The organism is Rhizobium etli CFN 42 (assembly GCF_000092045.1).
Lineage (GTDB): Bacteria > Pseudomonadota > Alphaproteobacteria > Rhizobiales > Rhizobiaceae > Rhizobium > Rhizobium etli.
This window is the reverse complement of the sequence record NC_004041.2, coordinates 18,193-37,655: the sequence shown is the minus strand read 5'-3', so window position 1 is coordinate 37,655 and position 19,463 is coordinate 18,193. Positions and strand designations below refer to the sequence as shown.

General features: G+C 60.2%; 19 protein-coding genes and 9 pseudogenes. 13 read left to right on the top strand and 15 right to left on the bottom strand.

Annotated features, from left to right (window positions below; translation table 11 throughout):
• Positions 1-5 precede the first annotated feature (5 nt).
• Positions 6-398: a hypothetical protein gene (locus RHE_RS29600; RefSeq protein ID WP_004674379.1), complete on the top strand. Its 393-nt coding sequence runs from the start codon at positions 6-8 to the stop codon at positions 396-398.
• A 42-nt stretch (positions 399-440) separates the two neighbouring features.
• Here the strand turns inward: RHE_RS29600 and RHE_RS32495 are convergent.
• The 4 genes and pseudogenes from RHE_RS32495 to RHE_RS29585 all read right to left on the bottom strand — a co-directional run.
• Positions 441-1,143 (bottom strand): annotated as a pseudogene (locus tag RHE_RS32495) (IS66 family transposase zinc-finger binding domain-containing protein); the annotation flags it as partial.
• 47 nt (positions 1,144-1,190) lie between these two features.
• Complete coding sequence (locus RHE_RS32490; protein WP_008534161.1) at positions 1,191-1,478, bottom strand: hypothetical protein; 288 nt, start codon at positions 1,476-1,478, stop codon at positions 1,191-1,193.
• Between the two features lie 326 nt (positions 1,479-1,804).
• Positions 1,805-2,044 (bottom strand): annotated as a pseudogene (gene tnpB / locus RHE_RS34920) (IS66 family insertion sequence element accessory protein TnpB); the annotation flags it as partial.
• A 212-nt stretch (positions 2,045-2,256) separates the two neighbouring features.
• Positions 2,257-2,724: an avidin/streptavidin family protein gene (locus RHE_RS29585; RefSeq protein WP_004674376.1), complete on the bottom strand. Its 468-nt coding sequence runs from the start codon at positions 2,722-2,724 to the stop codon at positions 2,257-2,259.
• A 195-nt stretch (positions 2,725-2,919) separates the two neighbouring features.
• Between RHE_RS29585 and RHE_RS35220 the strand changes: the two are divergent.
• The 6 genes and pseudogenes from RHE_RS35220 to RHE_RS29560 all read left to right on the top strand — a co-directional run.
• Positions 2,920-3,093: pseudogene (locus RHE_RS35220) on the top strand (transposase domain-containing protein); the annotation flags it as partial.
• A 242-nt stretch (positions 3,094-3,335) separates the two neighbouring features.
• A complete protein-coding gene (locus tag RHE_RS29580; protein WP_237353339.1) occupies positions 3,336-3,941 on the top strand; it encodes an FAD binding domain-containing protein in 606 nt (201 codons plus the stop codon).
• 186 nt (positions 3,942-4,127) lie between these two features.
• Complete coding sequence (locus RHE_RS29575; RefSeq protein WP_004674373.1) at positions 4,128-4,412, top strand: (2Fe-2S)-binding protein; 285 nt, start codon at positions 4,128-4,130, stop codon at positions 4,410-4,412.
• On the top strand, positions 4,409-5,170 hold the full coding sequence (locus RHE_RS29570) for an N-acyl homoserine lactonase family protein (RefSeq protein ID WP_004674371.1): 762 nt from the start codon (positions 4,409-4,411) through the stop codon (positions 5,168-5,170). Before RHE_RS29575 ends, RHE_RS29570 begins: the two co-directional genes overlap by 4 nt.
• A pseudogene (locus RHE_RS32470) lies at positions 5,167-5,491 on the top strand (xanthine dehydrogenase family protein molybdopterin-binding subunit); the annotation flags it as partial. The gene RHE_RS29570 and the pseudogene RHE_RS32470, both read left to right, overlap by 4 nt.
• A 189-nt stretch (positions 5,492-5,680) precedes the next feature.
• Positions 5,681-6,069: pseudogene (locus RHE_RS29560) on the top strand (transposase); the annotation flags it as partial.
• Here the strand turns inward: RHE_RS29560 and RHE_RS29555 are convergent.
• The 3 genes from RHE_RS29555 to RHE_RS29545 all read right to left on the bottom strand — a co-directional run bounded on the left by RHE_RS29555 (position 6,020) and on the right by RHE_RS29545 (position 7,466).
• Positions 6,020-6,340, bottom strand: a complete 321-nt coding sequence (locus RHE_RS29555; RefSeq protein WP_008534157.1) for a hypothetical protein — start codon at positions 6,338-6,340, stop codon at positions 6,020-6,022. The pseudogene RHE_RS29560 and the gene RHE_RS29555 sit on opposite strands and share 50 nt — an antisense overlap.
• A 504-nt stretch (positions 6,341-6,844) precedes the next feature.
• Entirely contained in the window at positions 6,845-7,102 is a 258-nt protein-coding gene (locus RHE_RS29550; RefSeq protein WP_029875514.1) for a BON domain-containing protein, read from the bottom strand.
• A 154-nt stretch (positions 7,103-7,256) separates the two neighbouring features.
• A complete protein-coding gene (locus RHE_RS29545; protein WP_008534154.1) occupies positions 7,257-7,466 on the bottom strand; it encodes a CBS domain-containing protein in 210 nt (69 codons plus the stop codon).
• Between the two features lie 270 nt (positions 7,467-7,736).
• Between RHE_RS29545 and RHE_RS29540 the strand changes: the two genes are divergently transcribed.
• Positions 7,737-8,789: a type III polyketide synthase gene (locus tag RHE_RS29540; protein WP_008534153.1), complete on the top strand. Its 1,053-nt coding sequence runs from the start codon at positions 7,737-7,739 to the stop codon at positions 8,787-8,789.
• 220 nt (positions 8,790-9,009) lie between these two features.
• On the opposite strand, the gene RHE_RS32455 is transcribed toward RHE_RS29540, so the two are convergent.
• Positions 9,010-9,147, bottom strand: coding sequence for a hypothetical protein (locus RHE_RS32455; protein ID WP_257784652.1), 138 nt, complete (start codon positions 9,145-9,147; stop codon positions 9,010-9,012).
• Between the two features lie 775 nt (positions 9,148-9,922).
• On the opposite strand from RHE_RS32455, the gene RHE_RS29535 reads away from it, so the two are divergent.
• Complete coding sequence (locus tag RHE_RS29535) at positions 9,923-10,801, top strand: response regulator (protein ID WP_029875515.1); 879 nt, start codon at positions 9,923-9,925, stop codon at positions 10,799-10,801.
• Here the strand turns inward: RHE_RS29535 and RHE_RS29530 are convergent.
• From RHE_RS29530 to RHE_RS29520, 3 genes and pseudogenes are all read right to left on the bottom strand, one after another.
• Positions 10,767-11,414: a BON domain-containing protein gene (locus tag RHE_RS29530; protein WP_011053300.1), complete on the bottom strand. Its 648-nt coding sequence runs from the start codon at positions 11,412-11,414 to the stop codon at positions 10,767-10,769. The two genes, RHE_RS29535 and RHE_RS29530, sit on opposite strands and share 35 nt — an antisense overlap.
• 123 nt (positions 11,415-11,537) lie before the next feature.
• Positions 11,538-12,893: a trypsin-like peptidase domain-containing protein gene (locus RHE_RS29525; RefSeq protein WP_011053299.1), complete on the bottom strand. Its 1,356-nt coding sequence runs from the start codon at positions 12,891-12,893 to the stop codon at positions 11,538-11,540.
• 108 nt (positions 12,894-13,001) lie between these two features.
• Positions 13,002-13,885: pseudogene (locus RHE_RS29520) on the bottom strand (zinc-binding alcohol dehydrogenase family protein); the annotation flags it as partial.
• Between the two features lie 136 nt (positions 13,886-14,021).
• Between RHE_RS29520 and RHE_RS29515 the strand changes: the two are divergent.
• Genes RHE_RS29515 through RHE_RS34670 form a run of 3 tightly spaced genes read left to right on the top strand, consistent with a single transcriptional unit; the run spans position 14,022 to position 14,725 of the window.
• The gene (locus tag RHE_RS29515; RefSeq protein ID WP_029875516.1) at positions 14,022-14,321 is read left to right on the top strand and encodes a hypothetical protein; all 300 of its coding nucleotides are present in this window, start codon (positions 14,022-14,024) and stop codon (positions 14,319-14,321) included.
• Between the two features lie 42 nt (positions 14,322-14,363).
• A complete protein-coding gene (locus tag RHE_RS29510) occupies positions 14,364-14,618 on the top strand; it encodes a hypothetical protein (protein WP_225880286.1) in 255 nt (84 codons plus the stop codon).
• Positions 14,615-14,725, top strand: coding sequence for a hypothetical protein (locus RHE_RS34670; protein WP_237353325.1), 111 nt, complete (start codon positions 14,615-14,617; stop codon positions 14,723-14,725). The genes RHE_RS29510 and RHE_RS34670 overlap by 4 nt, the downstream gene beginning before the upstream one ends.
• A gap of 426 nt (positions 14,726-15,151) precedes the next feature.
• Here RHE_RS34670 and RHE_RS29500 read toward each other — a convergent pair.
• Positions 15,152-15,607: pseudogene (locus RHE_RS29500) on the bottom strand (pyridoxamine 5'-phosphate oxidase family protein).
• Between the two features lie 129 nt (positions 15,608-15,736).
• Between RHE_RS29500 and RHE_RS29495 the strand changes: the two are divergent.
• A complete protein-coding gene (locus tag RHE_RS29495) occupies positions 15,737-16,558 on the top strand; it encodes a universal stress protein (protein ID WP_008534144.1) in 822 nt (273 codons plus the stop codon).
• 76 nt (positions 16,559-16,634) lie between these two features.
• On the opposite strand, the pseudogene RHE_RS34665 reads toward RHE_RS29495, so the two are convergent.
• From RHE_RS34665 to RHE_RS29480, 3 genes and pseudogenes are all read right to left on the bottom strand, one after another.
• A pseudogene (locus RHE_RS34665) lies at positions 16,635-17,502 on the bottom strand (HAD-IC family P-type ATPase); the annotation flags it as partial.
• Positions 17,503-17,669: 167 nt separating this feature from the next.
• Positions 17,670-18,764, bottom strand: coding sequence for a nucleotidyltransferase family protein (locus RHE_RS29485; protein WP_011053293.1), 1,095 nt, complete (start codon positions 18,762-18,764; stop codon positions 17,670-17,672).
• Between the two features lie 135 nt (positions 18,765-18,899).
• Positions 18,900-19,453: pseudogene (locus RHE_RS29480) on the bottom strand (hypothetical protein).
• Positions 19,454-19,463: the final 10 nt, after the last annotated feature.

The window sequence follows — 19,463 nt, the reverse complement described above, 5'->3', positions numbered from 1 at the left end:
GAACTATGAGCTTCACTGGCACTTGGAGTTATCGCAGCCTGATCAACAATCCCGATTTATCGGTTGATTTCAATGCACTGGAATTTGGCCAGGGAACGCTGGTGCTGACCGAGTTGGCTCGGCGCAAGGTCGGCGGAACCATTGGTGGGCCCGGGTGGTCGCTGGAATTGACCGGTACGGTGCGTCCGGGAGACCCTGTCGAGCTGCAATTCACTGGAAAGGGCGATGTGGCCGGCGAGACCTGGATCTACAGCTATCGCGGCTACATCGTGCCGAACTGGCCGAATGGCGTCGATCAAAGGGACGCCATTGTCGGTAGCATCGTCCGCGACGTCCCGCATTCGCATGGGGTCGCCGCAGCCGGCTACGTTGCCTCCTGGTATGCCGTGCGACAGTGATGCTCCAGCATTTGCCGCAGCTCGAAGACATTCGGATCAACATTCACCGGCCAGGGTCTGGGTCGACGGACCGATGCCTCACATTTGAACCGCGTGCTCTGGCGGTTCAGCGGGATGTGCTGCCCGAACTTGTCGAACACGATCGTCGCCAGCAACTGAGGGCCGATGAAGCCGCGCGGGCGTCGCATGGAACGGTGCGGGAGCCTGACTGATCGCCTCGCAATCGCGGCAGGTAAATTTCTCGCGCACCGTCTCGATCACCTTGAATCGGCGCGGGATATCCTCCAGCGTTTCCGTCACATCCTCGCCCAGCTTCGACAGCCGCGAGCCGCCACAGCAGGCACATGCCGTCGGCGCTTCGATGACGATGCGTGCGCGCTCGACGTCTTTGGGCGACGCCTTGCGCACTGGACGCTTGCGGGCGAAGGCGCGCACGGACTGCGTTCTGGCCGCGGCCTCTTGGACGCTCAGTTCGTCCTCGGCGGCCTACGCCACGAGCTCTTCGAGCTGCAAATTCCAACTGATCGATCAGCCGCTGCGTGCGCTCGCGGCGCGGCCCGTGCTTCTCGCGCTCCAGCTTGCCGATCAGCAACTGCAAATGCACGTTGAGCGCCTCAATGCTCGACAGCCGCGCCTTCGCGTTGGCCGCGTCCGCCTCAGCTTGCAGCCGCGCAGCACGTTCGGCCAGCAGCGCCGGATGAGCGCTGGCAAGGTCCGATGGCAGGGTAAGCGGCGGCAATGTCATAACGACATTGAATCAGATTTCTCAACAATCTCAATGCAAAAATTGAGTCAAACCCGGCTGGGGCGCCAGGTTTCCTGCCGTGCGCGCCAGTCAATTCCCTCCAGCGACAACGCATGTTGATGCCCCTCCTGGTGAGGCTGAATGATTCTCAGATCGAGTTGATGAATGGTACGGTTGCGAAGGTCGCGAACCGCGTTGACGACCGCTGGGGAATTTTGGAACAAATATGCTCCGGTTGATTGCTGGTCGATGAGCAGGCGCTTCCGCCTGATTTGAACGTAAATCCAATTGACGGGAATATCGAGCCTGGCGGCAAGTTGTACGGCGCTGAGCAAACTAGGTTCGTGTGTCCATCTGTTGCGCTGTGCCTTTACCTAGATGCCCGCTGCAAGGCGGAGGCGTTGCACAGTGATTGGCAAAACCTTCTCCTCACAATTGGGCGAATGGTGTCCTTCGCGCGTCAGTATTTCAGGCTTCGACATATCCCTGTGTCGCAGACACGGGTATCAGCAAGGTCGATCCACCACGATGTTCAACCTCATACGACGGCGCGAAGTTGCCGCCTCTACGTCCCACCTCACGCATCACATTAAAGGAGCGTCCAAATAACGGATGGCTCGGATCCAGCACCCCGATCTTGTCCGGTGATGATTCGTCAGACTCACAAGCAGGGATATTTCTGTAGACCTTCGAGCAGATAACCGAGCTGCGCCGGTGTGATCACCACCGTGCCGTCAGCGGCTGACGGCCAGATGAAGCGGCCGCGCTCCAGCTTCTTCGTGAACAGACAAGCGCCCTGGCCGTCACGCTAGATAAACCTTCCTCGCTCCAATTTTTTCGTGAACAGGCAGGCCCCCTGGCCATCGTGCCAAACGACCTTGATCAGATCGCCGCGTTTGCCCCAAGGCGGCGCATCCTCGGATGCTTACTTTTGTCCGGAAAGCTTGCCGTTTTGGCCGCATTGAACTCATCAAATAAGGATTTGCGCCGCGCGGACGAGCACGCGGCGCTTTTATTCGGCAGGGAAAGCAGCTTCGTCTAAGCCTTTGGCCATATTCGATGAATTCTTGCTCCACAATCTCTGACGGGCCAGCGCCGGCAGGGCAGAGGAGATTAATCCTTCAAGAGGCTTTTGTTCTCAGTCGTCGGCACGTACTGGAAAGTGTCTTGTCCTTGCTCAATGGCCGGACCGGAGCCGCCTTCGTAAGCGAGGTTCCAGCTCGTGACTATCTCAGTGTTGTTGCCGTTGACCTGTGCGTAGCCGGTCCATCCGGTTGCGGAATTGCAGTTCTCCGTCGAATTGTTCCAGCCGACCGAAAATGCGATGAACGTCCCGTTTACCCTTCCTGTTAGCGGATAGGGCGAGTTCTGGCATCCGGTGCCCTGGGCTCTGTTTACATATTGGCCGGAGACATTTCCGAACGAGTCGACTTGAATGATCATCGTCGAGCCGGACTGGTTCTGCCAACTGCTGGAAGCCGATGCGATGCTTGAAAAATCCTTGAAGTTGCTTGCATCGAAAGCAAGAGCTGAGGTTGCTACAGCAAACACAAGTGCTGCAACTGCATTAGTACGGATCATGGTTTTTCCTCCTGATGTGCGCCGACCGTCGGCGATCGTACCGAAGGTTGCATATAAACTCGTAATAATCAATCAATCCGAGTAGCAATTTCCCGGGTTGAGAAAACCGAAAGACGGGCCGCGCGTTGCGTGGCGCGGCCCGAGAACGAGCATCAGGAGTGAAGACTTACACGATGCAAATTACGAACGGGATAGCGCAACGCTAATATCTTGACCATCATTGGAACGGACAAACTGCATGGCCGCAACCCCGAGAGCTACCTCACGGACGTCCTAACCCAGATCAAAGATTAACCGGTAGATAGGCTTGAAGACCTGTTGCCGTGGAATATGCTTCCGACGGTCTCCACTGCGCAAAAGGCCGCCTGATGGCTCGTTCGATGCATATCTGCACGATCGAAGACGTGGCCACCATGACCGGCGAGAACCTCGAACTGCTCAGAGAGATCGTATCCATCCGAGCAGGGCCGCGGGATTTTGGGCGCCGCGCGTAGTAACGTCGGTTCATGGAGATCGGATCGAACTGCACGGAGATCGGGTGAGAATCGGCGCCGACGGTACGCCATCACTTGACCGCGACAGACCCGATCATCCGCCAACACTTGCCGATCGTGCATGAGGCGATGCATCACGTCACCCATATGACCGTGCGCAACCGCGGCACCTTCGGCGGCAGCGTCGCGCATGCGGATCCAGCGACCGAGATGCCGATGATGACACGGTTCCTCGGTGGGACGGTCATCGCCTCCTCTCAGCGCGGCAGACGCGAAATACCTGCAGCCGATTTTTTTGTCGGATCGCTGGTCAACTCGTTGGAACCGGACGAGTTTGTAATTCGCGTCGAGCTCGACGCGATGAGACCGGATGCCGGATGGGGATTTGAGGAGTTTGCAAAACGCCACGGGGACTTCGCACTCGCTTGCTTTGCGACGACGCTGCATTGTGTAGATGGCAGGGCGTCTGACGTTCGCGTTGGCATGATGGGCGTTGGTGAAACCCCGCTGCGGCTTGAAGAGATCGAGGGCATCATCGAGGGGACGGATGTTTCCGAGCCGGCTCTCGATACGGTGGCGGATCGCCTGGCTGGAATCCTCACGCCCAACACGGATATCCATGCCTCTGCAGATTACCGCAGGCATCTCTCAGGCGTCCTTGCCAAACGGGCCCGTCGCGCCGCCTGGAGCCGCGCGAACCACGAAAGGCTTCAAGCAAGATGAGTGAGAAGACGATCACCGTCAGCGTCAACGAAGCGTATATGACGCGCACGATCGAAGCACGAACGCTGCTGAGCCACTTCCTGCGCCAGGATCCTTTGCCTGACCGGAACCCATGTCGGGTGCGAACATGGCGTTTGCGGTGCCTGCACCGTCATTCTCGATGGAAGGAGCGCACGCTCCTGTCTGATGCTTGCAGTGCAGGCAGACGGAAGCGAAATCGAAACCATGGCCAGGGAAGCGTCGATACTCGGACGAATCCAAGAAGCGTTCCGCCAGCATCATGGCCTGCAATGCGAATTTGTAGGCCCAGTTTCATCGTTGGCGATCATCGACCTTCTTCGCCACCATCCGCTGGAAACCGATGATAAGATCAGGGAAGCGCTCTCAGGAAACATCTGTCGTTGTACGGGCTATGAAAACATCGTCAACGCCGTCCGCGAACTGGCTAGCAAGAGAGGACCTTTAAGATGAAGATGCATTTTCTCGAGGCCGGCCGCCTTCGTATGCGCCGGTCCATCTACGTCCCTGGGGCGCTGAAGGAAGAAGCGATTGAATTGCCGGTTCACGCCACCCTGATGCGCCATCCCCAAGGCAACGCGCTGTTCGATAGCGGATGCAATCCAGAGGCCGCCATCGATCCAGGCGCGCGATGGGGTGGGTTAAGCAAGGTTATGACCCCGATCTTTTCGCCAGAGCGGACGGTCGTTCATCAGTTGAAGACTCTTGCTCTCGATCCCGAGGACATAGATGTTGTGATCTGTTCACATCTGCATCCCGATCATTGCGGCTGCAACGCGTACTTTCGGCGCGCAACGATCCTCTGCCACGAAGCGGAGGCGCAGGCCGCCACGGCAAGCGGTGCAGAAAATCAAGGCTATCTTCGAGGAGAATGGGACCAGCCCCAGGGTTTCCAGACCTTCAATGCCGAGCATGACGTCTTTGGCGACGGGCGCATCGTCTTGCTGCCCATGCCGGGTCATACCCCCGGAATGACCGTCGCCCGTGTCGAGCTGGAAAAAGATGGTTCATTTATACTCGCTTCAGATGCTGCCCCGCTCCAGGCGAGCGTCGACACCGGTATCGCTCCGAGAAATACTTGGAACATCGAACTCGCCGCAGAGGCACTCGCTCGCCTGAAAGCTCTTCGGGAGCGGGGAGCTTCTATCATTTTCGGCCACGACGACGCGCAATGGCAAGAGTTGCGAAAGGGTGTGGAGTTCTACGAATGAGCCAGCAGGACCATTCCGTCGAGCTGCGGCCCAAACTTGTCGGCAAGCGGGACAAGCGCACCGAAGATCCACGTCTGCTGACGGGTGTTGGTCAGTATGTCGATGACATGGCGCCGCGGTATGTTGCATATCGCATTGCGACGCTCCGACCAGCCACATGCCCGAATCCTGAACATCGATGTCGGCGATGCGTTCTCGGTGCCCGGCGTCGTCGCGATCTATAACGCGAGCGACCTGGAAGGAGAGATCAAACCTGCCATACCGACCTCGCGTATGCCTGGTTATTACGCCACCCCCATATGGCCACTTGCACGCGGGAAAAGGTGGCCGTTCTATCGGATCGTGTCCCAGTACGTGGCGTAGGTGACGGTAGGGAGTAAAGCCGAGCGCCCGCGCGCTTCTCGTTGCGCTGTAGCGGGTGATCGGCTTTGCGGGCGGCCATCAGTGTTTTCCGCTAGGGTCGGGTTGTTCAAGACCAACCTGACGGAAAGATCACCGAGGACCAATGACATGATGAACGTGCGCTCCCTTGTTGAGAAGAGTGCCGATGCAGATTTGTTGCGTGAGATGATCGGTCTTGCTGCCGAGCGGCTGATGGAGCTGGAAGTAGGCTCGGCTACGGGTGCAGACTTCGGTGTGAAGAACTCGATGCGGCTCGCACAACGCAATGGCTACCGTGACATCGGGAGACGCGGGCTGGCACCGTCGAGCTTCGCATTCCGAAGCTGCGCAAAGGCAGCTACTTTCCGAGCTTCCTTGAACCGCGCCGCATGGCAGAGAAAGCTCTGACGGCCGTTATCCAGGAAGCGTATATCCAGGGAATCTCGACTCGTTCTGTCGACGACTTGGTCAAGGCCATGGGTATGAGCGGCATCTCCAAAAGCCAGGTGAGCAGCCTAACATCGGGACGAACGCAATCTGCGGGGCGAAGGTGGCTGCGACGGCCATCCTCATCAGCGGCTGGAGATAGATCAGATAACCGCCCACGGTGACAAGGATGCCGATCTGGAGTAGCGGCTCGGAGATGCTGGTCCCAACGAAACTGCCCACCGGTTCCGCTTCCGCAAAGACGATCGACAGCTCAACCCCCTCGAGCGTGGATTCCGATGGCGGCGTCTCGGCCCGATGCAGAACGCGCGCCCCGAGCCAAAGCGTGCTTTTTTCGCCCACCCAGCTTCTTTAGAGGTTGGAGGTGAATTTATCGCGCCCTTCAACACTGCGACCGCGAGATAGAGGGAGACGAGAAAGAGAAGAGACCGGTATGACGCTTGCTCGGTCGCCTCATTGACGATCCGGCGCTGGAGTTCGAGAGGCGCCGCGCCGATAACGAAAAGAGCCAGGGACAGCCCTGCGACCAACGCCTGATGACGCCTTCCCATCAGCCAGATGAAGCCGAATAGTTCGGAGAGCATCGAATCCGTCGCGCCATTTGCGGGACGCGGCCGGACAATTAAATCCTGGAGGGCCAGATGTTCATCGCGCACTCACGGGTCAGAGAGAGCGCTCGACGCGCCCGGTTCGGGAGTCGTCGGATGGCCTCACCAGTAGGACGCTCACGACCGTCCCCACCATGAGGATCAGGATGACGAGGAGAAACCTCGACGCGACGGCGTCTTGCATGACCCTGACAAACATGACGGAAACTCCAGGGACGATTTCATAGTTTGAGAGAGCTCACCATGCGGTAGCCAGGGTGATGTTGTTTACCACGCCGCCGACGCCGCGGATGCTTTCCGCCGCCACCCTGGCCGCCGAGCATTCCAGCTCCGTCTCGACCTCTCCCCTCAGGGTCACTGCCCCGTCGGAGACGGTCGCATTGACGATGGGGAACCTTATTTCGAACTCGGTTTCCAGGCGGCCACGAACGGCCGTCCCTAGGGCCTCGTCGCCGGAAGCAGTACACTGCCGTCGAACATCGAGAAGCGCTCGCATCAAGTCGTGACGGCTGATTATGCCGGCGAGTCTGCCGTTCGGTGTTTGATGTCGTGGGCCTGCAGGAGTTCTGCGAGCTGGCTCGCGGTTGCGCTCGGGGCGGCGCTGACGACGGGCGTCGACATCACGTCCTTGACGCGCCAGCTTCGGGCCTTCACATAGTCCGCCAGTGCATCTTCGCGGTCGCGCGTATGCGGTACCGCCCGTCTCGCCCAGGATGACGCCACCCGGCGCAGCAGGTCTCCCCGGTGACGATGCCGGTGAGCCGCCCTTCGCCATCGATGACGGGCACCGCGCCGATCTTGCTGGCGTTGACGATCTCGACGGCTTCCCTGACGTTGTGTCCCTCGTCGAGCGTCGTCACGGGGTCGTCATGATGTCTCTAGCAAGCATCGCGCTGTCTCCTTTTCGATCGGACAATTACGGAGCCAACTTGTTGAGCGCATTGACGTGGATCAAGGCAGACACGAAGCCGCGGGAGGCATTCTTCACGCGTCGTCGTCTCTGAAGCCTTCCGACGAAGTGCGGCGTCAGGCTCGCCCGCATTGCAACTTATTGAGGATCGAGGCGTTACGGTTCGGTCTCGTCCTCGCGCGGCGTACCAAATTCTTCCCGCGCCGTCGCAAGGAGTCTTATGCAGCAACCCGTCAAGCTGGTATCCGTCGGCACCGCCGTTCCGCCACATGTCATCGACCAGCGTGACGCGGCGCGAGCCTCGCACACCGCGTTCTCATCGCGATTTGGCGATTTCGAAAAGCTGGCAAGGGTGTTCGAAACCTCGGGAATTCGGCGCCGCTATGCCGTCCGGCCGATCGAGTGGTATCTCGAGACGTCGGGATGGCCCGAACGAAACCTCGCTCATATCGAGGGCGCGGGTGCAATGTTCGTCGCCGCCGCCAGCAAGGCTCTCGTGTCGGCGGGCATTGCAGCAGGCGATGTCGACACGATCGTAACCGTCTCCTCGACTGGTATTGCGACACCTAGTCTGGAAGCGAGGGTAAGCCGAGAACTGGGCTTCCGGGACGATGTCGAACGGGTTCCCGTGTTTGGCCTCGGCTGTGCCGGCGGAGTCTCTGGGCTTTCAATCGGGTCACGGCTGGCGGCATCCCGGCCAGGCTCAGTCGTGCTGGTGGTCGCCGTCGAGACCTGCACGTTGGCATTTCGCATGGACAAGCTTACGAAGGCGAACATCGTGGCGACCGCCCTCTTCGGCGACGGGGCCGCCGCCTGCGTGGTGCGTGCTAGTGAGACCGGTCTGGCCGAGGTCGAACTTGCAGGCCAGCATACGTGGCCCGACACGCTAGACATCATGGGATGGAGCGTCGATCCGGAGGGTCTGGGCGTGATCTTCGATCGTGCGATACCACCGTTCGCCGAAACTCATGTGCTGAAGGGCGTAACGTCCATACTCGCCCGATCAGATCTTGCTCCTGCCGACGTTGACCGGTTTGCGTGCCACCCCGGTGGATCAAAGGTTATCACCGCCTTGGAATCGGCGCTTAAACTAAGCCAGGGAACCCTCGACCAGGAACGTGAGGTTCTCTCGGACTATGGGAACATGTCCTCGCCAACCGCGCTGTTCGTACTCGAGAAGCTTCTTGCGCAAGGACTACCCAGGAGAACTGTCCTGACGGCGATGGGACCGGGCTTCACCCTTAGCTGCCTCTCGTTGACGGCTGCAGCATGACCCGGCGATCATTCTCCAGGACGTTTTAAGATCGCATCGTTTGCAGAACGAACAGGACTCGAAACAGGTAGCTGACGCTGCAAAGGCTGCGATTGCCGTGGGACACCCCAAGTCGAAGGCGAGGTTGCCACCTCGCACTCGAATCCTTTCTCCTGCGTGCCGGCGTAGCTGCGGCAGTATGGCTGGTGGTAGTCGCTACCCAATCCGGTCCTCTGTCGCACTAGGAGGAGCGTGCCCAGCGCCAATTCTGGATTTCCGGCAAGTCTTCTCCACGCTCCCGCACGAACGCCCGGTGCTCGTCGAGCTTTGCATGCAAGGCTGCCGTCACATCTGGCACCTTTTCGGCGAGGCCGGGCACGCGCGCGATCGGTCGCGATGTCTATCTGCGTGTATCTGAACCATGCGATCCAGCCATGGCACTGAATGTGCATCGGCAAACAAAAGCGGATTTACAACCAACGTTGTCAGATACGTCTCCCCCAAGCGGCATTGATGTCTCGGAGGCCAGTGTCTCTCGATTACGCCTGTCATCGATCGCCGACCTCGGCAGGCCACAAGGAGTGGGAAACTTTGATCTCCTACGCACTTTGCTCATCGCTTCCCATTCCTAGCTGCATTGAAGCGTATCTGGGGCAGAGTGACTTCAAATAGGCGCTTCAGCGGAGTCCACCGACCGAGGCACTGGATGTTCGCAACCAACTGCCGCTTTTCCGGAAGATGATGAGTTAAGGTGGCAGGAAACGGAATAAGACTGGTTGACGAGAAGCCCGGGAAAAACAACAGAAACTGGTTCGAAAGTTTTTGTTCGTTCATCAGCGCTTTTTGTTGGATTGTGAGAGCACGGATCCTGCCAACTGCTTGATAGCAGTGCTGTATTTCGTGCTCGATAGAACCTGCGAAGCCTTGTCCTCCATCGCAGCTCCTGTCTGCTTTGAGGTGCCCGCCTGCAAGGGCTCTGTTGCAAGATCGACTTCGACTATGTCGGGATGTACCCCGGCGATCCGCCCCGGCAGCTACGTCCTCATTTCCGTGACCGACACCGGCACCGGAATGACGTCCGATGTGATGGAGAGGGCTTTCGACCGTTCTTCACCGCGAAACCGACGGGCTCGGGAACGGGGCTTGGGCTGAGCATGGTCTACGGTTTCGCAAAGCAATCCGCAGGGCACCTGCAGCTCTACAGCGAACTTGGCGAAGGGACGACGGTGCGCCTCTTTCTTCCACGCGCCGACGCCGGAAAGGATTCTCATCCGAACGAGCAGCGGGCTGAGGAAGCCCCGCCTCGGGGCACGGAAACTATCCCGGTGGTCGAGGACGACGCGAGAGTTCGCCGAGTGACGGTCAGCCGCCTGCAGACGCTTGCCTACTTCGTGATCGAAGCTACGAACGGGATCGACGCGTTGAAGGAGCTGGAGGCGGGGCATGACGTAGCGCTCCTGTTCAGTGATGTGGCCATGCCGGGAATGAACGACGACGAACTGGCCCGGAATGTCCGGGAGCGCTGGCCGAGGGTGAAAATTCTCCTGACGTCGGGCTTTTCTGAACCCCATGCCGCGGAAAAGGAGATCGAAGCGGGCGCCGGCTGGCTGAAGAAGCCGTACACTGCATCGGAGATGTCGACCCGTCTCAGGCTGCTGCTCGCCGCGAGGCCTAATAGCGATTCTGCTCGACAGCAGGATTTCAATTTAGAAAAATCAAACCCGAACCTCAATCGCGCTGCCGTTGCGGGGACTCATATCTTTCTTCGCGGAAGATCCCAGCCTACGTCGCCACCCAAGGTCGCTCTCCAACAACAACAATGGTCGCCTTGTGCTCGCGACGGAGGCTCTGCAACGGGTGGTGCGGAATTTCATTCCGAAGACGAGATCTGCGCGCAAGTCGATCAAGGAAATTGGGCTCTATGCGAAGGGCGCTCAGCGGCGCCCTTGCTGCTGAGTGTGGGCAGAGCAGTAACGTCTAGCCAATCCCGATATTCGATCACCCGACCGTCAGTCGGTCGTCGAGAGTGCTGATCCCTGGAGCGGACCATGCAGCGCGCTCCGCCGCCTGCCGTTCCGACCAGGTCTTCACCTTGCCGGAGAGGATTACCTTTCTGCCTTGGACGTCGATTCTGATTGCATCGGCCTCAAGAGCGGCGTCGCGTTGGAAAGCATCCTCGATGCGTTTCTTGACATCCACCGCCGTAATATGCGGCTTCAGCTCCACTAGGTTGGACACCCCTACTACGCCGGCGAGATGCCGCACGGCGTCGTAGGCAGCGTTCTTTTGATATTGCCACTCGACCTCTCCCCGCAAGGTGATCCACCCTTTGAGGACCCGCACCTGCACCGAATCCTTTGGCACGGAAACGTTCCAGTCGAGCATTTTGACAGCTCGCCGGGCGATGTCGTCGTCGTCTGTTTCCTTCGGCCCGAAAATCCGGACCTCGATATCGGCAGCTATTCCGCGCACGCCCTTGACGCGACTAACCACGCGCTCTGCGGCGTCTTTCTCCGCGTAGGTGCGCGCGTGACCAGTCAGTGTGACGATCCCGCTTTCGACCGCGACGCCGATATCAGCCGCGTCGATACTGGGCTCGAATTCCATTTCGTCGAGAATGTTCTGTCTGAGTTGAATGTCGTTCATGACAACCTCCTTCAGGTTTGCGACGTGCCGATCGTGACAGCGCCGCAGATTTTCGTCGTTGATCTTCATCAAGCACGAGAGCGACCTTGGAATTTCAGCGGACAGAACACGGTCTGCGGGCTGCTACTGGGTCTGCACGTCAGCGGCCACGAAGAGGCGGTGGCCGTTCCTCACGACGGTGATGAGAGCACGGGCATGCTCCTTCACGAGTATTGAGAGGAGTTGCCCGACGTCCGTCACCGGCTGCTGGTCGAGAGCGACGATAACGTCGTCCGGCTGCAGGCCGGCCTGTGCCGCGACCGAACCCTCGGCGACGACGACGACGCGGGCGCCGGGACCATCGGGAGAGTTCGCCATCTCGGCGTCGGCGAGAGGGCCGCGGCCGATATGAATGGTACGCGGAGCAGCCGGTTCGGCAACCGGTGCGTCGGACACCACGGGAAATGCTTCTATCCTTCGGCTCGCGCGGTCGATCTGGAAGGACGGCTTGGACTGCAACGGTAGCGATCCCACAAGCCTTCGAACGTCGGACGCGCCGCGCACCGTCCTTCCGTCGACCATCCGAATGACGTCGCCCGGCTGAATTCCTGCATTTGCCGCCGGTGAACCCGGAAGGACTTCGCTGACCAGCGCGCCCGCCCCTTCATCGATGCCGAACGCCTTTGCGAGACCGGGCGTCAGGTCCTGCGTTAAAATTCCCACCTCGCCGCGTACCAACTTGCCGGTCAGGATGAGCTGCCGCATCACGATGCCGACAGTCTCGGCTGGGACCGCAAAACCGATGCCGATGCTTCCTCCGGCGGGGCCGATGATCGCGCTATTGATCCCGACCACGACGCCGTCCTCGCTTACAAGCGCGCCGCCCGAATTGCCGGGATTGGTCGACGCGTCCGTCTGAATGAATCCTTCGTACCCCTCCGATCCCACGGCACGGCGCCCAAGCGCGCTTACGATGCCCATCGTCGCGGTCTGGCCCAGGCCGAAGGGATTCCCGATCGCCACGACGACGTCGCCGACGTGAAGCGAGGACGCGCTTCCAAACTCGGCTTGAACAAGATGATCAGGTGGAATTTGAACGACAGCGACATCCGTCTCGGGATCGGCGCCGACAAGTTTCGCTTGGAAGCGTCGGCCGTCGGAGAGCGCCACCTCGATTTTTGAGGCGCTTGCTATGACATGCTGGTTGGTGACGATGTAGCCGTGGACCTCGTCGATGACGACACCCGATCCGGCCGATTGGAAGCTGTGCTCTGCCGGCGCAGCGTCGTCAGGTAGTCCGAAGAACTTTCTGTAGAAGGGATCAGCAAGCGTTGCATCCGCGTCGTCGAGTTCCCTGCCCTGCACCGAGATGCTGACGACGCTCGGCACGACACGCTGGAGCATCGGCGCGAGCGACAGGCTGTCTGCAACGGCTGGAGCCGACAATAGGCTCTCACCTGCGATGAAGAGCGCCGCCAAGGCGAGCAACGAACGCGACATCTCTGATCTCCTTGCGGAAGCGCCGCCGGTTGTCGGCGGACGTCTTGACGAAGAAGCTTTTGTGTAGCGCAAGCAAAGCGCATTGATCCTTGTCAAGGGGAACATCGGCTACGGAACGATCACGGCGGCTCCAGAGACACGGCCTGCGCGCAGATCGTCGAGAGCCTCGTTCGCATGCTCGAGGGGGTAGACGCTGGTGAAGCATCTGACCCCTGCCGCCTTCCCGATCGAGAAGAATTCCGCCCCGTCGCTCCGCGTCAGGTTCGCCACCGAGACGACCCGCCGCTCGCCCCAGAGCAGACGATAGGGCATGCTCGGAATGTCTGACATGTCGATGCCGCCGCAGACCACCGTTCCGCCCTTCCGCACCACGTCGAGCGCCATTGGCACGAGCTCGCCGGCCGGCGCGAAGATGATGGCGGCGTCGAGCGGCACCGGCGGCTTTTCACCGGAAAACCCGGCCCAGACGGCGCCAAGATCAAGCGTGAACTTCCGTCCGGCCTCGTCACCGGGAAGCACAAACGCATAGACGCTCTGGCCTCGATGCTTGCACACCTGCACGAGGATGTGGGCGGCCGCGCCGAACCCATAGATGCCGATCGTCCTCCCCTCGCCCGCCATCTTCAGGGATTGCCACCCGATGAGGCCCGCGCAGAGAAGAGGCGCGGTCGCCACCGGGTCCGCATCTTCAGGCAGTTCGAACGCGTAGCCCGCCTCGGCCGCCGCATGGGCCGCAAAGCCGCCGTCGATTGTGTACCCGTGAAGCCAGGATCGTTGCACAGGTTCTCGCGACCCTCTCGGCAATATGCGCAGTGCCCGCAGGTATGGCCCAGCCAAGGTACCCCGACTTTTTGACCGACAAGGCGACGAGGAAGGCCCTCGCCCGTTGCGATCACGGTTCCGACAATCTCATGCCCTGGAACGAGAGGAAGCTTTGGCTGGGAGAGGTCTCCTTCGCAGACGTGAAGGTCCGTCCGGCAGACGCCGCAGGCCACAGTCGTATCGCCACCTTCCCCACCTTGGCTTGATCCCGGTCAAACATCCGGATTGATGCTCGTCAAAGACAAACGCCCGGGGACAGATAGGCTCCTGGACACAGCGCCACGACCTCATCCAAAGGAGACGGACATGCGCGAACAAGAAAAGACCGGCAAGACAGAAACGAACGCTGCCACGACCATTCCTCCCGTCGAGCGAACGTCCGCAGACCTTGTTCTCGGACGTCGGGACGAGGATCGCTGGGAAGTGACGGCGGCGACGCCGCGAGGCCAGGCATGGGCGAGAGATCACTTCTGCTGCGCCCTGCGGCAATCCTTCACGGGCACCATGTGTCTCGACATCATGAGCGCCGATCGGCTTCTCAAGGAAGCGCATGACGACGGACTGACGACCGAGTTCGTTAGCCTGTCTGGCAAGGACATATACTGACATGTTCGCCACGGCGCCATCGGCCGAGGATCCCGGCAACGCATGCTCCACCTCGTCGAAACGGCCCACGCGCAGATCGCGCCCAACGGAAGCCTCCACCTCGTTCACGCGGTGGAGGGCCTGCCCTCGTCGGCCTCGCCGAACGATTGGGCGGTTGAGGTGATGGGAGCCTCCGAGACCAGGCTTTCGGAAGCCCCGCGGTCGACCGAGACTCCTGCTTCTATACACGTCCGAGCGGGCAACCCGTCGCAGCTCATCGTCGCCATCGCAAAGGAGATGCCGCCGATCTCGCCGTGATCGCCTCTCGCCGCGACGACGTGCTCGACCGCGTCTTCGCCTCGGTCGTGGACCACGTCGTGCAGCGCGCACCATGCACCGTGCTCGTCTTGCGAACCATCCGATGAGCCGCGGGCTTCACACGACCGTCTTCGCTTCAGCCTCGTTGGCCTGACCGGCGGCGACGTCGCGACACATTTCGGCGGCGTGCGACAACGTTCGTGACCCGGCCTCACACAGTCGCGCCACCTCTCTAGGATACTCCTCCAGCTCGCCCTCGACATAGTCCGAAAGAACCTCGACCGCATCACCGTGGTCGATACTGCGGGCAAGTCGAGTCGGAAATTCAAAGCATCGAAGCCCTCGCCGGGCGGCGGACGCCGTCAAATCCGCAGTGACCGCGGCCGACCGGCAAAGATCTCGTCTTGAATCAGAGCGCCCGCGCGAAACGCGGGTGCGAGGTGAAATTAGATGTGGCGCTTGGATATAGGCCGCGTAGATATGGCATGTGGTGCTCCGATTGTGGGATGCGGGTTCGGCTCGAGCATCGACGGTCATTCCGTTCTGACTGCACTGCGTCCCGACACGGCCGTGACGGCAATGCCGTAGAAGACATGAGGAGAGCCATCGGGCATGGGGAACTCCTGGGGCTTCATAGAGCCGATTTCCCACCAGTCCGAATACTTTTGGAGAAGACCACGCGTGGAGCCGTTCGCTTTGTCGCGCCTCGCTGTCAGGAAATTCCTCGAACCTGCCTTCGACGACGATGCTCGTCCACCCGCCGGCGCTCGAACGCTGCTCGATGTGTAGGCAGACCTTGTCGTTCCCCGCATCCAGTCGAGCTTTTTGCCGGGCATGGTGAAGCTATAGGCGACGCCGTTGGAAAAGGCGAAATAGATCGCCGCCACGTAGAGCTGCCCATCCTTGCAGCATGCCAGATGACCGAAACGCTCGTTCTCCAGGATGCGGTAGCACTCACCGGGGTTGATCTCCGTCAGATTGATCGTCATGGCCGTATCCTCCAGCTTCGATGAAGGCGCGATTATAGGAGCTTCATTGCGCCGCGGCCTTGACCAAGCGCAATGCGAACTCTCTCAGCGGCATGCATCATGACGGAAGTTTAACCTCAGGAGGCAAGCATGAAGCCGCAGTTCCATCTCCCGTTGTCGACCTATCCCGACGCGAGTTCCTTCGCCATAATCGACAATGCTATCGGCCTCGCTAGGCAGAATGACGCCCATCTCGTCGCCAGTATTCCACAAGTCCGGATCCCCCAGGTCCATCCGCCCTTTCCCACCGTTATCGATGTCGAGACATGGCGGGGACAAGCAGAACGGTATAGCCGGGACAGCGGGACTTCGCTGCGGGGACACATCGCCGACGCTATTTCGGAAACTGGCTTCGAGGTGCGAATCCACGGATTCGAGGTCAGGGAACCGTTCGTCTATGAACGCTTTTCTGAAATTGCCAAGTGCTACGACCTTTCCATCGTCGAAGCCTCGGAGCTCTCCCGGCAACTCTCCGAAACGCTGCTATTCGGAAGCGGCCGTCCGCTCGTGCTATTTCCAGCCACCAGCGTCTACTCTCGTGTGGACACGATCGCCGTCGCCTGGGACGGCAGCGCCACCGCAGCGCGCGCCCTTTCCAGCGCACGGGTCTTCATCGAACGCGCGATCAAGGTGCAGGTCATCTCGATCACCGACGACAAGGAGATCGACGAGGCGAACCGCGCCCTCCTGATCTCTTCGTTGAAGCATTCGGGACTCGACGTGGATGACGTATCGATCCAGGCAGGCGGCGAGACCGCGACAGGCGCCATCCAATCGGCCGCGCTGGAACGAAAGGCGGACCTTCTGGTCGCGGGCGGATTTGGCCATTCGCGGCTTCGTGAGTTCATCCTCGGCGGCGTCACTCGAGAACTTCTCGTCAAGGCCGAGCTACTAGTGCTTCTCGCCCATTAGAGGGCGCGAAGGGCGTTAGAATGACCGCGACGTCGATGGCCTCCTGAAGCAATGCCCCGCCGACTGGCGGAAGGTATTGAAGCCGGTCTTCGAGCGTGATCGTGCCAGCCGGCGTGCCGTCAAACACTACCTTGACACGCATTGCGCTGCCTGACCCGTTAGGCCCGGACGGCGGCGCCTCTGCGAAATAGGCGTCTCCTCCGACGCCGACGCGCACGCCATCGACGATTCCGGATCCCGCGGTCTCGGTCACCTCCGATGGGCGGCTCACTACCAACCCACGTCTATGCGCCTCGTCCACCAGCGCGCGTCCGACCACATGGCCCGACGCCTGGTCCAGCGAGGCGGCCAGCCGCAGGATCCTGTTAGGATGCTCCGATCCCTCGATGTGGCCGACTTCGGGCTGTCCCGCGGTGAGCGTCCCCGTCTTGTCGAACACCGCCACGGTGGCCTGGACGAGTGCCTCGAGAGGTCCCGCACCCTTCACCAGAACGCCCTCCTTCGCAAGTGCGACGGGTACGGCCAGGATCAACGGACAGGGCGTGGCGACGACCAGCACGGCCACGATCCTTGACAGGTCTCCGGACATGAACGCCGAGACGCCTGCAATCGCTACCGTGGCGAACAAGAACCACACCGAGAACCGGTCGGCCAGTCGCATCAGCTTCGCCTTGGAGCGCCTCGATGCTTCCACGAGCCTCACTATTCCGGTATTCCGGCATAGGTGCTGTCTCGGCGCGACTTAGAACGCGGATTTCGATCACGTCCCCCTCGTTCGTAGCGCCACTTGAAATGTTGCCATCCCTCGCGATGCGCACCCTTAAGGGCTCTCCGGTCAGGACCGCCTGGTCGATCGTCGCGACTTCGCTGACGAGAGCCCCGTCGGCCGGTACGACGTCGCCCTTGCGTATCAGGAGCACGTCGCCGACCGCGATCTTCTCGATTGACCCCCTTGCTATGTAGATCAGCGCTTCGCCTGCCCGGCGCTGGCCGGGGCCAGATCTGAGACCGTGCGATGCAGATATTCGGCACAGGACCCCGCAGGACCATATTCATCTTCATTGTCTTCACGACTTCGAATCAAATCAACTGCTTAGCCTTGAAAGACGGCCTATTCTCCAAACGGAAGTTCAATTTCTTCGCCGTTTCTTTTTCCGCCCTCGGTCAGGACCGTGTTGAGCCGCTCGGCATCTTGTGCTGGCAGCATTCCCGCCCCGGTTCGAATACCTTCTCGCCATGTAGGCCCGCGCCTCCATGCTTCGTTGTAGACGAGCGCCAAGTCAGTAGATCGCCTTGTCTGCTGCAGCGCTTCGAAGAGCAGCGCAGCTTGTCGGATGTCCTTCTCACGCTTCGCCGGCCCCTGCCCGTCCGTGTTTCGGCGGCTGGCGACTATTAGCTTGTGGACGGCATACCGGGACGGATCAGGGACGACGACCGGAACACCGCTTCGGTGGAGCAGCATTGTCCTGACGGGTTCCCTTATGAGGAAGTCGAGAAAGCGCAGTGGATCCGCGCTGGCGCCACCAAGAGCGGGCATCTTCGCCGGCTGATCGATGTAGTCATCCGAACCACGGTTCGACGTCAGGAACTCAACCCTGTAGCCGTCGGCATTCTGAAACGCTGACGAGACCGCGGCTCCCGATCGATGTGGAACTGGACGAAAGCTGGCGTCGACGCCCTGCAGCAACTCAAGGATCGAAGGCAGACTATCTTCGACCTCCCGACTGATGGCATAGTCCTGGGCGATGTCAGCATCGCCGGTCAGGATCGCAGCCATGGGAAGACGGACACCGAGCAGTCCTGAATAGCACTGAAAGGCCACCGTGCCTATGAGAATACCCCGGAGCCGAAAGAGACCGCCATCGGCAAGAGCCTCGACGATATCGCCCGACATGGCGTCAGGGGCGATCATCCCGCCTTCGCGGGTCAGGGTATTTACCAAGCGCCTGCGAGCGCGTAGATCGTCCTTGTCCCGCTTATGATCAGCTACGCGCTGTGCGATAACCGGATCATCAGCGGAACCGACGTAACGACGTTTCGTACCACCATGTCCATCCGGGATGTCGAAATACCAGTACTTGCGCCCCTTGATGTTTGCCGGGGTGAACCGACCCTCCGGAGGGAAATCGGCCGTCCAAGCGGCGTCGAGCGAGCGCTGACCGAGCTCAGCGAGCATCGTCTGATACATGAGGTCGATGGACTTCATAGCTCGACTCCAGGGTTATACTGTTTTTCAAAAACAGTATAACCGTCGTGAGGATAGGTCGCAAGATAGGATGCCGCCTCTATCGCCTTGAAAGGACACCTGCAACAAGCTTAAAAGGCAGGCAGCGCGTCACGCTCATGGTTCAAACCGCTCCAGCATTTTTCTCAACTGCGCGTTTTGCAACGTTAGCTTTCTGGCCAGCTGATCCCTGAGCATCCTGATCTAGTCATCGAGGCTCATCCCGTTTGCAGTTTGGATAAATTGGGGATCGTTTGCAATCGCCACCGCTTCCTTGCTGCGGCTCCTTTGCTCGCGCGGTGCGACTCGGCAATTCGCTTGAGCCTAGCGGCATCATTCGCAGCGGTGACGTCGAAACCAGTACCACCTGATATAGCGGGATCAGCGACCTCCACGATTTCGGCAACTTCGCCGTCGACCTTGTCGTGGACATCGTTTTCGGCTTCTTCGGATTGCACTGGCACTGCGGAGATTGCAGCGGCTTCATCGTGACGAGGTGGCTCCTCGCTTGCCGGTCGAGCAGCGCTGGTCAGGCTGTCCTCGGCAGGCGTTTCAGTCGGACCAGAACTAGGCAACGCCTCCGGCGAAACCTTCTCGGTCGAGCCGTTTTTTCGCTTTTGTTCGCGTCCCGGTGAGATCAGTCGGGCAAGGAATTTCCAGGGAGACGCCATCTATCCGACC

Coding starts and splice junctions, on each gene's coding strand:
- RHE_RS29600 (WP_004674379.1), top strand. CDS start 6: ATGAGCTTCACTGGCACTTGGAGTTATCGCAGCCTGATCAACAATCCC.
- RHE_RS29585 (WP_004674376.1), bottom strand. CDS start 2,724: ATGATCCGTACTAATGCAGTTGCAGCACTTGTGTTTGCTGTAGCAACC.
- RHE_RS29575 (WP_004674373.1), top strand. CDS start 4,128: ATGCTTGCAGTGCAGGCAGACGGAAGCGAAATCGAAACCATGGCCAGG.
- RHE_RS29570 (WP_004674371.1), top strand. CDS start 4,409: ATGAAGATGCATTTTCTCGAGGCCGGCCGCCTTCGTATGCGCCGGTCC.
- RHE_RS29550 (WP_029875514.1), bottom strand. CDS start 7,102: ATGCGAGCGCTTCTCGATGTTCGACGGCAGTGTACTGCTTCCGGCGAC.
- RHE_RS29540 (WP_008534153.1), top strand. CDS start 7,737: ATGCAGCAACCCGTCAAGCTGGTATCCGTCGGCACCGCCGTTCCGCCA.
- RHE_RS29535 (WP_029875515.1), top strand. CDS start 9,923: ATGGTCTACGGTTTCGCAAAGCAATCCGCAGGGCACCTGCAGCTCTAC.
- RHE_RS29530 (WP_011053300.1), bottom strand. CDS start 11,414: ATGAACGACATTCAACTCAGACAGAACATTCTCGACGAAATGGAATTC.
- RHE_RS29525 (WP_011053299.1), bottom strand. CDS start 12,893: ATGTCGCGTTCGTTGCTCGCCTTGGCGGCGCTCTTCATCGCAGGTGAG.
- RHE_RS29515 (WP_029875516.1), top strand. CDS start 14,022: ATGCGCGAACAAGAAAAGACCGGCAAGACAGAAACGAACGCTGCCACG.
- RHE_RS29510 (WP_225880286.1), top strand. CDS start 14,364: ATGCTCCACCTCGTCGAAACGGCCCACGCGCAGATCGCGCCCAACGGA.
- RHE_RS29495 (WP_008534144.1), top strand. CDS start 15,737: ATGAAGCCGCAGTTCCATCTCCCGTTGTCGACCTATCCCGACGCGAGT.
- RHE_RS29485 (WP_011053293.1), bottom strand. CDS start 18,764: ATGAAGTCCATCGACCTCATGTATCAGACGATGCTCGCTGAGCTCGGT.